General features: G+C 66.8%; 10 protein-coding genes. 5 read left to right on the top strand and 5 right to left on the bottom strand.

Going from position 1 to position 14,017, the window contains the following annotated elements; genetic code table 11:
- The first annotated feature begins 71 nt into the window (after window positions 1-71).
- A complete protein-coding gene (locus QSJ34_RS02120; protein WP_285569644.1) occupies window positions 72-1,259 on the top strand; it encodes a two-component system sensor histidine kinase NtrB in 1,188 nt (395 codons plus the stop codon).
- Between the two features lie 31 nt (window positions 1,260-1,290).
- Here the strand turns inward: QSJ34_RS02120 and rho are convergent, their stop codons facing one another.
- The 3 genes from rho to QSJ34_RS02105 all read right to left on the bottom strand — a co-directional run bounded on the left by rho (window position 1,291) and on the right by QSJ34_RS02105 (window position 3,974).
- The gene (gene rho / locus QSJ34_RS02115; protein WP_285569640.1) at window positions 1,291-2,553 is read right to left on the bottom strand and encodes a transcription termination factor Rho; all 1,263 of its coding nucleotides are present in this window, start codon (window positions 2,551-2,553) and stop codon (window positions 1,291-1,293) included.
- Between the two features lie 121 nt (window positions 2,554-2,674).
- Entirely contained in the window at window positions 2,675-3,496 is an 822-nt protein-coding gene (locus tag QSJ34_RS02110; protein ID WP_285569637.1) for an alpha/beta fold hydrolase, read from the bottom strand.
- 1 nt (window position 3,497) lies between these two features.
- Window positions 3,498-3,974: a SixA phosphatase family protein gene (locus QSJ34_RS02105; protein ID WP_285569634.1), complete on the bottom strand. Its 477-nt coding sequence runs from the start codon at window positions 3,972-3,974 to the stop codon at window positions 3,498-3,500.
- Between the two features lie 187 nt (window positions 3,975-4,161).
- On the opposite strand from QSJ34_RS02105, the gene QSJ34_RS02100 reads away from it, so the two are divergent.
- Window positions 4,162-5,820 carry a DEAD/DEAH box helicase gene (locus QSJ34_RS02100; RefSeq protein WP_285569633.1) on the top strand — a complete coding sequence of 553 codons (1,659 nt, stop codon included), beginning with the start codon at window positions 4,162-4,164 and terminating at the stop codon, window positions 5,818-5,820.
- A gap of 106 nt (window positions 5,821-5,926) precedes the next feature.
- Here QSJ34_RS02100 and QSJ34_RS02095 read toward each other — a convergent pair whose 3' ends face one another.
- Both QSJ34_RS02095 and QSJ34_RS02090 read right to left on the bottom strand, forming a co-directional pair.
- Entirely contained in the window at window positions 5,927-7,261 is a 1,335-nt protein-coding gene (locus tag QSJ34_RS02095; RefSeq protein ID WP_285569631.1) for an alginate export family protein, read from the bottom strand.
- Between the two features lie 104 nt (window positions 7,262-7,365).
- The gene (locus QSJ34_RS02090) at window positions 7,366-9,804 is read right to left on the bottom strand and encodes a penicillin-binding protein 1A (protein ID WP_285569629.1); all 2,439 of its coding nucleotides are present in this window, start codon (window positions 9,802-9,804) and stop codon (window positions 7,366-7,368) included.
- An 81-nt stretch (window positions 9,805-9,885) separates the two neighbouring features.
- Between QSJ34_RS02090 and QSJ34_RS02085 the strand changes: the two genes are divergently transcribed.
- The 3 genes from QSJ34_RS02085 to QSJ34_RS02075 all read left to right on the top strand — a co-directional run bounded on the left by QSJ34_RS02085 (window position 9,886) and on the right by QSJ34_RS02075 (window position 13,903).
- Window positions 9,886-10,764, top strand: a complete 879-nt coding sequence (locus QSJ34_RS02085) for an NAD(+)/NADH kinase (protein WP_285569627.1) — start codon at window positions 9,886-9,888, stop codon at window positions 10,762-10,764.
- 311 nt (window positions 10,765-11,075) lie between these two features.
- Window positions 11,076-12,476, top strand: coding sequence for a 3-methyl-2-oxobutanoate dehydrogenase subunit VorB (vorB, locus tag QSJ34_RS02080; RefSeq protein ID WP_285569626.1), 1,401 nt, complete (start codon window positions 11,076-11,078; stop codon window positions 12,474-12,476).
- On the top strand, window positions 12,473-13,903 hold the full coding sequence (locus QSJ34_RS02075) for a 2-oxoacid:acceptor oxidoreductase family protein (RefSeq protein ID WP_285569625.1): 1,431 nt from the start codon (window positions 12,473-12,475) through the stop codon (window positions 13,901-13,903). The genes vorB and QSJ34_RS02075 overlap by 4 nt, the downstream gene beginning before the upstream one ends.
- Window positions 13,904-14,017: the final 114 nt, after the last annotated feature.

The following is a 14,017-nucleotide window of genomic DNA, read 5'->3' as shown; positions in this document are numbered from 1 at the left end:
GAGCCGGACATGTGCCCATCCCCCACTGCCTGCGCTTTCGGTGCCCCGGCCGGTTCTGGAGGCTGGGCGGCATGAGCGGTCTCGCACCTGATCCCCGGATGGAACGGGGGCTCGCTTCTGCCCTCGACCAGGTCCCGGAGGGGCTCGCCCTCCTGGATGCCAAGACCGGGACCTTGCTGCATTCGAACGCCGCATTCTCGCGGATCTTCAACCAGTCCGGTCCCTGGCCCGCGGGGCAAAACCTGCTGGACTTGTTTGGACCCGAAGTGCAATACAACATCCTGGCCACCGCCCTTGATCAAGCGCGCACGGGCAAGGCCTGGATGGGCCGCGTCTTCCTCAGGACCCGCGCCGGGCGGGAAATCTGGTTCGAGGGCACCCTTTCTCCCGTGCAGAACGAACAGGGGCTGGTCGAGTCACTGATCGTCCGGCTGAGGGACATCACCCTGGAATCGGGGAATGACTGGCACCCGCGGGTGGCCCAGAGAATGGGCACCCTCGGCGCCCTGGCCCGGGGGGTTGCCCACGACTTCAACAACCTGATCGGCGTGGTGCTCACCACGGTCGACCTCATGGAGATGCAGGTCGGTCCCGACAGCCGCATCCAATCCAAATTCGAGATCATCCGGCGGGTGGGCGGCCGCGCCAAGGAGTTGGCGTCGCAGATCATGAACTTCAGCCGCCGCTCCGATGGTCCCTGGACCCCAGTGGACTTCACCAGCCTCATGGAAGAAGTGGCCAAGCTCCTCCAGAACGCGCTTCCGGAGAACGTGCAACTGCGGAGCGACATCGCCGAGGGCCTGGAAGTCCCCGGAGATTCCTCCCAGCTTCACCAGGTGATCATGAACCTGGGTTTCAACGCGAGCCAGGCCATGCAGCCCGCAGGCGGGGAACTCTACATCCAGGTTCAGAAAGTGGCCAACGAGCAGGGCCTGGTGGATCCCTCCTATTCCGGCCCCTGCATCCAGCTCACCGTGGAAGATACGGGGTGCGGGATGTCGGTCCAGACGATGGAGCGGATCTTCGAACCCTTCTTCACCACGAAGGATGCGGGCCAGGGGACCGGGCTCGGTCTTTCCGTCGTGCACGACATCATTCAAAGGCACGGCGGGAACCTCAGGGTCTCAAGCCGGCCGGGCCATGGAAGCTCCTTCCAGGTCTTTCTCCCGGTCTACCAGGATCGGCGCCAAGGCCATCGAGCGCACGTGGCCCCGTCCCAGATCAACGGCCTGGGGCAGAATCACGCGTCATCGCGATAGGGCTGTGCCGGAGATGGGGCGCCCCGCGGCCTTACCGTCGTGTGGGCGGTTCTTGTAGATTCGCCAAGAACTCGTCGTTGGTTTTTGCCTTGCCGAGGCGGTCGACGAGCAGTTCCATGCTTTCGCTGGGGCCGCTGGCGCCGAGGATCTTGCGGAGCACCCAGATCTTGGCGAGCTTGGCGGGCTCGATGAGCAGGTCCTCCTTGCGGGTGCCGGACTTCTGGATGTCCATGGCGGGGAAGATGCGCTTGTCGCTGAGCTTGCGGTCCAGCACGATCTCGCTGTTGCCCGTGCCCTTGAACTCCTCGAAGATCACGTCGTCCATGCGGCTGCCGGTTTCGATGAGCGCCGTGGCGATGATGGTGAGGCTGCCGCCCGCCTCGATGTTACGGGCCGCGCCGAAGAAGCGCTTGGGCCGCTGCAACGCGTTGCTGTCCACGCCGCCGGAAAGCACCTTGCCGCTGGGCGGAACGACCGTGTTGTAGGCCCGGCCCAGGCGCGTGATGGAATCCAGCAGGATCACCACGTCCTTCTTGTGCTCGACCAGGCGCTTGGCCTTCTCGATGACCATCTCGGCCACCTGGACGTGGCGCGTGGCGGGCTCGTCGAAGGTGCTCGACACCACCTCACCCTTCACGCTGCGCTCCATGTCGGTGACTTCCTCCGGGCGCTCATCGATGAGCAGCACGATGAGGAAGACTTCCGGATGGTTCGCCGTGATGGAGTTGGCGATGTTCTGCAGCAGCACGGTCTTGCCCGTGCGGGGCGGCGCCACGATGAGCGCGCGCTGGCCCTTGCCCAGCGGCGTCATCAGGTCCATGACGCGCGTGCTCAGCTCCTGGGCATCCCGCTCCATGCGCAGGTGGTGCTTGGGGTAGAGCGGCACCAGGTCATCGAAGTGGGCGCGGTCCTTGGCCACCATGGGGGGATCGAAGTTGACGGCGTCCACGCGCAGCATGGCGAAGAACTTCTCGCCTTCCTTCGGCGCGCGGATCATGCCGGACAGGGTGTCGCCGGTGCGCAGGTTGAACTTGCGGATCTGGCTGGGCGAGATGTAGATGTCCTCGGGCCCCGCGAGGTAGTTCTGATCGGGGCTGCGCAGGAATCCGAAGCCCTCCGGCAGCACTTCCAGCACGCCTTCGGCGAAGAACTGCCCTTCCCGTTCGGCCTGGGCCTGCAGCACCCGGAACACCAGCTCCTGCTTGCGCATGGCCAGCGGATTCTCGATCTGCAGCTCCTTCGCCAGTTCGGCGAGCTTGCCGATGGATAGCTCCTTGAGCTCTTGCAAGCTCAAGATGATCGGAGACTGAGAAGGGGTGGCCATAGGTCACCTCGGCGGCAGGGCGAGTCAGGAGTGGCTCGGGAATGTGGACAGGATAAGTCAGATCTTCGTATCGACCAAATCCCGCCGGGCATCAGATCTGAATTCCCGTGATGAAAGCCCGCACCTGAGCCACGAATCCCTTGGGATTTTCCACGGGATAGGCGTGGCCGATGCCCGGCACGATCTCGAAGCGGCTGTGGGGGATCCGCCGCGCCGTCTCCAGGCATTTCCAGGGCGGCGTGAGCAGGTCTTCGGCGCCGCTCAACAGCAGCACCGGCGCCTGGATGCGGTCCAGGCGGTCGCGGATGTCCCAGCCCAGGGTTCCGCGGATCTGATGCAGGTTGCCGTGCATGGGCTTGTTGCCGCCCGTCACGACCTGATGGTAGGCGCGCAACACTCCGTGGCGGGCCTCCAGGAAGGTGTCTCCCCACAGGAAGGGCGCGACGGCGTCGAACTGCATGAGGGGCCCGCCCACCTCCAGGCAGTGGGCCCAGTGCTCGGCCTTGAGGCTCAGGGCGAAATCGAAGCTGGGCATGGCGCTGGTGAGCACGGCCCCGGCGAAGGCTTCCGGCCGGCTGCTCAGCAATTCCAGGCTCATGGCGCTGCCGTTGGAGAGCCCGATGAGCCAGGGACGCCTCACGTTCAACTGCCCGAACAGCTCCCAGGCCTCCTCCGCCAGCAGCGCCGTGGGATAGGGCCCCTCCGGGGGCGCGTCCGAGCGGCCCTGCCCCCGACTGTCGAAGGTGAGGATGCGGAAAGCGTCGGACAGGCCTGGCAGCACACCGGCCCACATGGTCGTATCCGAAAGCAGGCCGTTGAGCAGCACGAGCCAGGGCCCTTCGGGATTCCCCTGCACGCGGTAGTGCAGCTTCAGGCCTGAAGTCAGCTTGGCGAAGGTAGGCTGGGCGCGCACCTCAGGACCTCAGTTCGGCGGGCTGGTACTGGCGTTCGAAGTGCCAGACGCCCTCCTTCCAGCGGATGACCGTGCAGGCGACCTTCTTCACGTCCAGTTGGCGGTGGGTGAGGTGGAAGATCAGGTCGCTGAGGAAGGGCTGATGGCTGACGAGGACCAGGATGTCGCCGGGCCTCGCCTCGGCCATGAGTCCCCGCAGCCAGAGATCCACCTGGGCCGGCCGGCCGTTGGGTTGAAGCTCCACGCGGGTTTCCATGGGGAAGGCGCCCGCGGCTTCCTGCAGACAGGTCATGGTCTCCGCCGCGCGCCGGTAGGGGCTGGTGTAGCCCCGCGTCGGCACGTATCCCCGCGCCACCAGACCCTTCAGCGCGGCGCGGGTCTTGGTCCAGCCTTCCTCCGTCAGGGCGCGATCCGCGTCCTTCTGGCCGGGACGCGGGTCCTCGGCGATACCGTGACGGATGAGCAGCAGCGTCGTCATACGCCGATCTTAACGCCCCGCGCTGCAGCTGCCTTCGCGTTCTCCGGGAGTGCCATCCAGCCTTTTCCCTTGTTTTTCAAGGCATTCCACGAGATGATAGCCGTTTGGGCCCCTCCCGGCTGGCGCTGTCCGCCAATAAGAGATTGCCATTCGGCACACTCGCGCAGGGATAGCCCCGGGAGACAAAGTGAGCGATACGACCTTCGCAGCCCTCGGCTGCAGCGAAGCCCTGTTGGCCGCCCTGGCCAAGCGGGGTTTCGAATCCCCCATGCCCGTCCAGGCCCAGACCATCGTGCCCGGCCTTGCAGGCCGCGACCTGCTGGTGCAGAGCCGCACCGGTTCGGGCAAGACCCTCGCCTTCGGCCTGCCCCTGCTGCAGCGGCTTTCGGATGAGCGCCGCACCCAGGCCCTCATCCTCGCGCCCACGCGCGAACTGGCCCAGCAGGTGGGCGCCGAGCTGCACAGCCTCGTGCCCAAGCTGCCCATCGCCTCCCTCGTGGGCGGCATGAGCTACACGCCCCAGCTGCGCGCCCTCCAGATGGGTTCGCCCGTCGTCGTGGGCACGCCCGGCCGCGTGATGGACCACATGGAGCGCGGCACCCTCGACCTGAGCCAGGTCAGCATGATCGTGCTCGACGAGTGCGACGAGATGCTGAACATGGGCTTCCTCGAGGACGTGGAAACCATCCTCGCCAAGGTGCCCGCGAACCCGCAGACCTTCCTGTTCTCCGCCACCCTGCCCGCCCCCATCGCCAAGCTGGCCAAGCGCTTCCTCAAGGATCCCGTCCAGTTGCAGCTCACCGAGGCCGGCGAGACCGCCAGCCACGCCGACATCGCGCACACCCCCGTGCTCGTGCCCGACCACCAGCAGGTGCGCGCCCTCGTGAACCTGCTGCTGAAGGATCAGCCCAGCTCGGCCCTGATCTTCACCAAGACCAAGGCCCAGACGGAGGAGGTCGCCGAAGAGCTGACCGTCTCGGGTCTGCCCGCGGCCTTCCTGCACGGCGACCTCGCCCAGGCGACGCGCACCCGCATCCTCGGCCAGTTCAAGGATGGCAAGCTGCGCTACCTGGTGGCCACGGACGTGGCCGCGCGCGGCCTCGACATCGGCGGCCTGCCCCTCGTCGTCCACATGGGCATCCCCACCCAGCTGGAGAGCTACATCCACCGCAGCGGCCGCACGGGCCGCGCCGGCGCCAAGGGCACCAGCATGGCCCTGGTGGGCTGGAAGGAAAGCCGCATCCTGCTGGCCTGGGGACGCCGCGGCGGCCTCAAGCTGGACTGGCGCCCCGTGCCGACGCCCGCGGAAATCCGCGAGTCGCAGGCCGCCAAGCTGCTCGACGGCATTCAGGGTTCCGCCAGCGCCGCCCTCATCCACCAGGCCACCCAGATGCTGAAGGATGCCGATCCCGTGCGCCTCGTCGCCGGCCTGCTGGGCCTCGTCCAGGCCGACCAGGCCTCGGGGTTCGAGCTGCCCAACGAACCGGAAAAGAAGCCCAAGTCCAAGTTCGACTCCCCGCGCGAGCGCAAGGAAGGCGGCCCCCGCCCCCAGCGTACGTATGCTGAGCGCGCCGCCGCACGCGGCACCGAGCGCCCCGACTCCGCCTTCTCGAAGACGCGACCCGACGGCAGCTTCAAGCCCCGCAGCGATTTCGAGGAGCGCCCCCGCCCCTACGCCAAGCCCCGTCCCGACGTAGCTGAAAAGCCTCGCAAGGCCTGGGAGGAACGCCCCACCGCCAAGGCGGAGACGCCTCGCCCCTGGAAGCCCAGCGCCAAAGCCGGCGCCAAGCCCGCCGGCAAGTACGGCGAGGATCGCCCCGCGAAGACCTGGAAGAAGAAGGGGTGATGTTCTCCGGGGGTTCCGTGCTTCGCACACACCCCCGGACCCCCGCGCGAAGCCCGGCTCAGCCGGGCTTCGCTTTTCAATTCTGGGGACTCCTTTCCGCCCCGACTCAGCGGTGCCGGCGGAAGGTGTAGATGATGTCCACCTGCAGGAAGCGGCCGGTGGCGGGGCCCGCATAGAAGGTGCCGGGGTCCAGCCGTTCGTAGGTCAGGCGGCCCTGCCACTGGTCCGAAACCTTGAGGTCCGCCCGCACTTCGTCCAGACGGCCGCGACCCAGGCCGGAAGCGAAGATGGGGCCGTGTCCGATGACGGGCTGGAAGGCTTGCATCCAGAACACACTGGCACGCAGACCGAGCTTGGCGTGGGGCTTCGCCTGAACCGTGGCCTCCCACATGCGCAGGTTGGACCACACGGCCACGCCGCCCTCGGGAATCTGGCTGTAGATGTACAGCTCGCTCCACTTGGGCCAGCGGCTGAAGACCGGATCCCATCCCTCGTGGGTGCGCGTGGAGGGATTGTCGCCGGAAAGCCCCACCCAGCCGAGGCTCAGCTCGGGTCGTAGCGGCGCATTGAAGGCCTGCGTCACGCGAGCCTGACCGCCCCAGGCGCGGATGTCGGAAGCGGGTTCCAGCGTGCCGGGGTGGCCCGATTGGCGGCCACCCTGCACGGTGAATTCCCCCATGGCGGAAAGACCACCTCCCAGTTTTTCCGCGACCCGCAGGCCCAGGGTTTCGACCCAGCGGTCCGGCACGAAGATCGGATCGGTCCAGGCGCTGACGTCGTGCCGCTCGGTCTTGTGGAAGACGTAGGCCTGCACGTCGTGGCCTTCGCGGCGCCAGGTGCCGTAGACCGCGAGCGCCGCCTCGTCCCGCTCGTTGAGCAGTGTGCGTTCCTTCGGATTGTCCGTGTGGTTCAGACCCGGAAGGGTACGGTCCCGGGCCGGATCCGAAATGCCGAGGAACTCCACCTTGGCGTCGCCACCGGTCCAGGTGAGGTCGACGGCGTTGACGTAGGCCGTGCGGCTGCCGTCCAGGGCCCCGCCATCGCAGAGCACGAAGCCATCGCCACGCATCAGGGTCTGGCGCCCGGCCCGCAGCGACCAGGAGGGGTCCATGCGCCAGTCCAGGTAGCAGCTGTCGAAGATGATTTCGCGACCGTTGTAGGCCACATCGGGGCGCACGAGCTTCCGATTCTCGTTGACCAGTCCGGCGGTGAAGGTCAGATCCTCGCCGAGAGGCACGATCACCCAGGCGTTGGTGCGGAAGCGGTACTGGACCCTGAAGTCCGGCGTGGTCCGGCGATGATCCACGATGTCGTCCCAGGATTCGGATCGCGACCGGTGCTGGAAGCCGTACTCGAAGGCGGGCTCGGCGGGACGCGCATCCTGGGCCAGCAGCGAGGCAGCGCCAAGGCAACAGACAGTCAGGGATCGGCGCAGCGACAAGAGACACTCCGGTGAGACCCCAGCATCCGGGAATCCCGCCGAGACATGGGTCACCTGCCGGATTCAGGCCCGGCAGCCCCCTGCGAAATGGCCCATTCGATGGATCAGGCGTTGGGATCCGAAGCGCCCAGATCCACGGGCTTCTCCTCTTCGACCTGCTTGGGTCGGCCCCACACGCGGTTTTCCACGGGCTGTCCGGCGGCCTTGTCCCGGGCCTCCTTCACCTGTCGGATGGTCTCGGCATCGCTGCCGGACTTGGGCACCGTGCCCGGCTTGAAGGCCAGGTGCAGCACGCGGTCCGCCGTGGCGGAAGTGGCCAGCAGGCCCGTGAAGCGGTCGATGTCCGCCCACTCCATGCCCTCCGGCGCCTTGAAGTCCTCCTTCTCGCCCGTGGTGGGCAGGGCCACCCGCATGAAGTCGATCCAGATGGGGAGGGCGACCTTGGCGCCGTCGGCGCCGCGGTAGATGGTCTTCTTCTCGTCCAGCCCCACCCACACGCCACAGACCACCTTGGTGGAGAAGCCGATGAACCAGCCGTCCGTGTGCTCGTCCGTGGTGCCGGTCTTGCCCGCCACGGGCCACTCCAGCTCGTTGCTCTTGGCGCCGGTGCCGCTGGTCGCCACGCCCTGCAGGCACTGGATGAGCTGGTAAGTGCTCATGGGATCCAGCACCTGCTCGGTGGCGGCGCCGCTGTGGCTTTCCAGCACGCGGCCGTTGCGGTCCGCCACCTTCTTGATGAAGAAGGGCACGGGGGCCTGGAGGCCGCCGTTGGCGATCGTCGAATAGCCGCGCACCATCTCCTTGAGGGTGAAGTCACCGGATCCCAGCGCCATACTCGGATAGGGCGGGATGGGGCCGGCGACGCCGCACTTGCGCGCGAAGTCGATGACGTTCAGGACGCCCGTCTCTTCCAGCGTGCGCACAGCGGGCACGTTGCGCGAATCCCGCAGGGCCTCCCAGATGGGGATGGGCCCCCAGAAATCGCGCTCATAGTTCTTGGGTTCGTAGGGCTTCACGCCGGGTCGCAGGGGCTTGTAATCCGAGGTTCCATCGGGATGCGTGACCGTGAGGTAGTCCACCGTGTCGAGGAAGCGCGTCGGCACGTCCTGGACCATGGTGGCGGGCGTCTTCCCGGCGGTGAAGGCGGCGCCGTAGACGTAGGCCTTCATGGTGGAGCCCACCTGGCGCTGGGCCTGGGTGGCCCGGTTGAACTTGGAGCGGTTGAAATCGTAGCCGCCCACCATGGCGCGGATCTCGCCGGATTTCGGATCCACGGCCATCAGCGCGCCCTCCACCGAGGGTTCCTGATCCAGCTCCAGCGTCTTGGGCACGCCATCATCCGCGGCCTTCACGGCGAAGAGGGGGGCGGCGCCCCGGGGCAGCAGCTTCTGGATGTCCTTGCCGGCCCAGGCGAAGGCGCTTTCGGGCACGTCCAGCTCGGTCTTGCCGATGCGCACGCGGGCCTTGCCGCCCTTCCAGTTCAGAATGACGCCGCGCACGCTGTCGCCGATTTCGAAGTAGCGCTTCCAGCCATTCAGCTGCGTCGTTTCGGGGTCGCTGACGAACTGCACCGCCTCCTTGCGGAAACCCCTGCGCCGGTCCACGGCCTTCAGGCCCGCGCGCACGGCGGCGTTGGCGGCCTCCTGCCAGTAGCTGTCCACCGTCGTCGTCACCTCGAGCCCGCCGTTCAGCACCTGCTCCCGGCCGTACTTCTCATACAGGTACTTCCGCACCTCCTCCACGACATAGGGCGCCACCGCTTCTTCCTGGGCGTTTTCCCGGGCCAGGCGGATGGGGCGTTCGACGAGCTGGCTCGCCTCGGCCGCCTTGAGGAAACCCATCTTCACCATGCGGATGAGCACGTGGTTGCGGCGGGCCTTGGCGGCGGCGCGGGCCCTGGGATCGGGGTTGTAGGGGTTGTACCAGTTGGGATTCTGGACGAGGCCCGCCAGCAGGGCGCACTCCTCCACGTTGAGCTGCGGCGCGCTCTTGCCGAAGTAGAACTCCGCCGCCGCCTCGATGCCGTAGCGCCCCCCGCCGAAGTAGACCTCGTTGGCGTACATCTCCAGGATCTGCTTCTTCGAGTAGGCCTTCTCCAGCTTGCGGGCGAGGATGATCTCCTTCAGCTTGCGGTCCAGGCGCTTCTGCCGCTTGGCCGTCACGGTGCGGATGAGCTGCATGGTGAGGGTGGATGCCCCTTCCCGCCTCCGGCCGAAGCTGCTGACGAAATTCCATCCCGATCGGGCGACGCCCCAGGCCGATACGCCGCCGTGCTCCCAGAAATCCGTATCCTCCGTGGCCACCAGGGCACTGACGAAGGCCTTGGGGATGTCGCCGTAGGGGATCACGACGCGGTGCTCCTCGGCGAAGATGCCGATGACGTTGCCCCGCTGATCGAGCACCTTCGTGATCGTCTTGGGCACCCGCAGGGCAAACAGAGTTAGGAAGCTGTCGGCGTCGCGAGAGAGCACCGACCAGGACACCGCGAAGATGCCCGAACCCAGGACGACGAGGGCGAGGAAGGCCCACAGGGAGCGCCGCATCCAGCGTCGGAAGGGCGAGGAGGAGGGGGTCGACTTGGAAGCCATGAGCCAAGGATACCGGGAGAGCGCTAGAGTTATTCCATGCCCCAACGTCTCATCCTCGTGGCCAAGGTCAAATCCCCTCACCTGGGGTCCACCCTGCGTGAAGCGCTGCCGGTCCTGCTGGATCGGGGCTGGACCGTGATCGGCGAACCGGGCCTGGAGGAGGCCTGGGTTCAGGCGGGTCTCGACCGATCCCGCCTGAAGATCGACCTGAATCTGGGTGCCAGCGAGGATCCCGCCGACCTCTGCCTCGTGCTGGGCGGCGACGGCACCTTGCTCTACGCGGCCCGCCGCGTGGGCCTGCGCGGCACGCCGATCCTCGGCATCAACCTGGGGTCCCTGGGTTTCCTCACGGCCCATCCCGTATCGGGGGCCCGTGAGGCGGTGGAAGCCTTCCTCACCGGATCCCTCGTCCCGGATGTGCGCCCCATGCTGGAAGCGGAGCTGTGGCGGAAGGATTTTCTGCTCACAAGGCAGACCGTGCTGAACGATGCCGTCGTGGCCAAGGGCGCCCTCGCCCGCATCATGGACATGCGCCTGCGGGTGGGCGGCCAGGACGCGGGCCCCATGAAGGCCGACGGCCTCATCGTGGCCACGCCCACGGGTTCGACCGCCTACGCGCTGTCAGCCGGCGGGCCCATCATGTACCCCAGCCTCGAGGCCTTCGTCATCGCTCCCATCTGCCCGCACACGCTCACCCTGCGCCCCTCGGTGGTGCCGGCCTCCCTGCCCATCAGCATCACCCTGGAAGATGCCGAGGACGCCCACCTCACGCTGGATGGCCAGGTGGGCCATCGCGTGCTGCCGGGAGACGAGGTCCGGCTGCGCCGCGCCGAGGCCCGCATCACGCTGCTGCAGCAGCCCGGCCTGGATTTCTTCGCCCTCCTCCAGCAGAAACTGCACTGGGGCGACCGCTAAAAGCTGGGAACCGCGAATGGCGCGAAAGGGCGCGAATGGAACAGCGGTTGGGTAGCACCACCTGCTGATTCGGTTGCCCCGTCCGGGCCATGAGTTGCGCACCGAGTGGCGGTTCGTGCCATTCGCAGTTTCCTTTTGCCCTGAAGAAGTCTGTCGGCGCTCGCCGTGACGACAGACCGCCCGGCCAGAGGGCCATTCCGTCCCCATTGGTCGGCGGTGGTCTGCGTCATTCCCCGCTTGTGACCACGGGCACATGGGCCGAGGGCGACACTTCACGGCAAGTAGGATCTGCGTCCCTATATGGAGGCCCCATGGCCCTCAAAGAACGACCGAAACCCTTTCTTCTGCCGGAGTATTGCAAAGGCTGTGGCCGGTGTCTCGACGCCTGCGCCAAGGACTGCATCACGCTCAGCGACCAGATCAATCCCCTGACGGGCCTGGTGCCCGTCGAGCTGGACCTGGCCAACTGCAACGCCTGCGGTCTGTGCATGGACGCCTGCCCCGAGCCCTATGGCCTGCGCCCCGCCCACGAAGGCGAGATCCAGGACTTCGAGCTCGAAGACCCCGCCAAGCTCTTCGGCGTGAAGCCCTGCGACGCCCCCGAGCCCGTGGACCTGCCCTCGGAAGTGCTGCCCCTGCCCCGCACCGAGCCCCTGGTCATCAAGGGCACGTACGCCTCGGCCCTGGGCGCCCTGCTGGCCGGCTGCCGCCACGTCTACGGCTACCCCATCACGCCCTCCACCGAAGGCGCCGAGCTGATGGCGAAGTTCCTGCCCAAGCTCGACGGCACCTTCATCCAGGCCGTCAGCGAAGTGGCCGCCGTGAACATGATGTACGGCACCGCCGGCGCGGGCCTGCCCACCATGACCTTCACCTCCTCGCCGGGCTTCAGCCTGATGCTGGAGGGCGTCTCCTACATGATCGGCGCCGAGCTGCCGGGCGTGTTTGTCGATGTGATGCGCGGCGGCCCCGGCCTAGGCAACATCGCCCCCGAGCAGTCCGACATCAAGCTGGCCTGCCACGGCCTCGGCCATGGCAACACTCAGGCCATCACCCTGGCGCCCTCCACGCCCCAGGAAATGCTGGACCTGACCATGCTGGCCTTCGAACTCAGCTTCAAGTACCGCAACCCCGTGATCCTGCTGGGCGACGGCTACCTGGGCCAGATGACCGGCAAGGTGCAGCTGCCCGACGCGATGCTCAAGCCCGGCATCCCCAAGTGGGCGGTCTACGGCGACGCCATGCACCGCAAGAACCTCATCTCCTCGATCTTCCTCACGGAGACCGACCTCGAGGCCCACAACGTCCACCTGAACGCCAAGTACGAAGCCATGAAGGTGGAGGCCCGCGCCGAGACCTTCCTCTGCGACGACGCCGAAGTGGTGCTCATCGCCTGCAACACCCCGGCCCGCACCGCCAAGGGCGCGGTGCAGGAGCTGCGCCATCAGGGCATCAAGGCCGGCCTCTTCCGCCCCATCACCCTCTGGCCCTTCCCCGTGGAAGATCTGAAAGCCGCCATCCACGGTGCCCAGCGCATCGTCGTGGTGGAAGCCAGCGCGGGCCAGCTGGAGGATGAGGTCCGCCTCGCCCTCAGCAAGGCCGGTGTCCGCGAGTTCCCCGAAATCGAATCCGTCCGCCGCATGGGCGGGGTCCTGCCCCAGCAGAACGAGATCATGACCCGGGTCCTGGGCCGGAAGGAGGTGCTCGCATGAGCAAGGCCAGCGTCATCTACGACAAGTTCGAGCGCCATTCCCACGGCGAGGGCCTGAAGGGCCACGCCACCCACTACTGCCCCGGCTGCGGCCACGGCCTCGCCCACAAGTTCCTGGCCGAAGCCATCGACAACCTGGGCATCCAGGACCGCACGGTGGCCGTGAGCCCCGTGGGCTGCTCCGTGTTCCTCTACTACTACTTCGATGTGGGTAACACCCAGGCGGCTCATGGTCGGGCCCCCGTAGTCGCCCTCGGCCACAAGTTCGCCAATCCCGACAGCGTCGTCATCAGCTACCAGGGCGACGGCGACCTGGCCTCCATCGGCCTCGCCGAAACCGTAGCCACGGCCCAGCTCGGCGCGCCCATCACCGTCATCTTCATCAACAACGCCATCTACGGCATGACGGGCGGCCAGATGGCCCCCACCACGCTGATGGGCCAGACCAGCTCCACCAGCCCCTCGGGCCGCAACGAGTACAACGGCCAGCCCATGAAGATGGCCGAGCTCATCGCGGGCCTCGACGGCCCCGTCTACGTGGAGCGCGTGGCCCTCTTCGACGCCAAGCAGCGCATCAAGGCGAAGAAGGCCATCCAGAAAGCCCTCCAACTGCAGGTGGAAGGCAAGGGCTACTCCTTCATCGAAGTGCTGGCCGAATGCCCCACTCACCTGAAGATGAGCCCCGAGGACACGGAGAAGTGGGTCAAGGAATGCATGGAGCCCGTTTATCCCCTCGGCGTGAAGAAGGACCTCACCGTCGAACCCTGGTTCAAGCGCAACCCACCCTGCTTCAAGGGCGAGAAGCTCCTCAGCCTGGCGGGTGCCACAACGGAACGTCCTGAGCGTTTCTGCCAGGGCTTCCCCACCCACCTCGACCTGAATGACATCTCCCTCAAGCTCGCCGGTTCCGGCGGCGACGGCGCCCAGACCGCGGCCATGCTCATCGCACGCGCCGCCATCAGCGAGGGCTTCGACGCCACCCACATCCCCAGCTACGGCCCCGAAAGCCGCGGCGGCACGTCCTACGCCGATGTGCACGTGGCCGAGACCGAAGTGCTGAATCCCGGTTCGCCCGATCCGCAGGTGCTCCTCGCCTTCAACGCGCCGAGCCTCGCCAAGTTCGGACCCACCGTGCGCAAGGGCGGCTACGTGATCTACGACAGCTCCGTGGTCACCGAAGCCCCCGTGCTGGATCCCAGCATCAAGGTCTTCCCCGTGCCTTTCACCGGCATCGCCACCGACCTGGGCAAGGCCGTGGTGAAGAACATCGTGGCCCTGGGCGCGCTGCAGGCCGCCACGGGCATCTTCCCCAAGGACACCATGCTCACGGCCATCCGCGTGGCCCTGAAGGACAAGTGCGCCCTGATCCCCCTCAACGAAGAAGCTTTCGCCTGGGGCATCAAGTCGGTGGAATCCCTCGCTAACTGATCCACCACGGAAACACGGAGGGCACAGGGGAATCACGGAGAACAAGAGACAACAGATTTTTTCTCCGTGCTTTTTTCTCAGTGTTCTCCGTGTCTCAGTGGTGAATTTTTTCCT

The sequence above is a fragment of the Geothrix limicola genome (assembly GCF_030268085.1).
GTDB classification, from domain to species: Bacteria; Acidobacteriota; Holophagae; order Holophagales; family Holophagaceae; genus Geothrix; species Geothrix limicola.
The sequence above is the reverse complement of the archived record's forward strand: the minus strand, read 5'-3'. Positions and strand labels throughout refer to the sequence as shown.

Coding starts and splice junctions, on each gene's coding strand:
- QSJ34_RS02120 (WP_285569644.1), top strand. CDS start 72: ATGAGCGGTCTCGCACCTGATCCCCGGATGGAACGGGGGCTCGCTTCT.
- QSJ34_RS02105 (WP_285569634.1), bottom strand. CDS start 3,974: ATGACGACGCTGCTGCTCATCCGTCACGGTATCGCCGAGGACCCGCGT.
- QSJ34_RS02090 (WP_285569629.1), bottom strand. CDS start 9,804: ATGCGGCGCTCCCTGTGGGCCTTCCTCGCCCTCGTCGTCCTGGGTTCG.
- QSJ34_RS02085 (WP_285569627.1), top strand. CDS start 9,886: ATGCCCCAACGTCTCATCCTCGTGGCCAAGGTCAAATCCCCTCACCTG.
- vorB (WP_285569626.1), top strand. CDS start 11,076: ATGGCCCTCAAAGAACGACCGAAACCCTTTCTTCTGCCGGAGTATTGC.
- QSJ34_RS02075 (WP_285569625.1), top strand. CDS start 12,473: ATGAGCAAGGCCAGCGTCATCTACGACAAGTTCGAGCGCCATTCCCAC.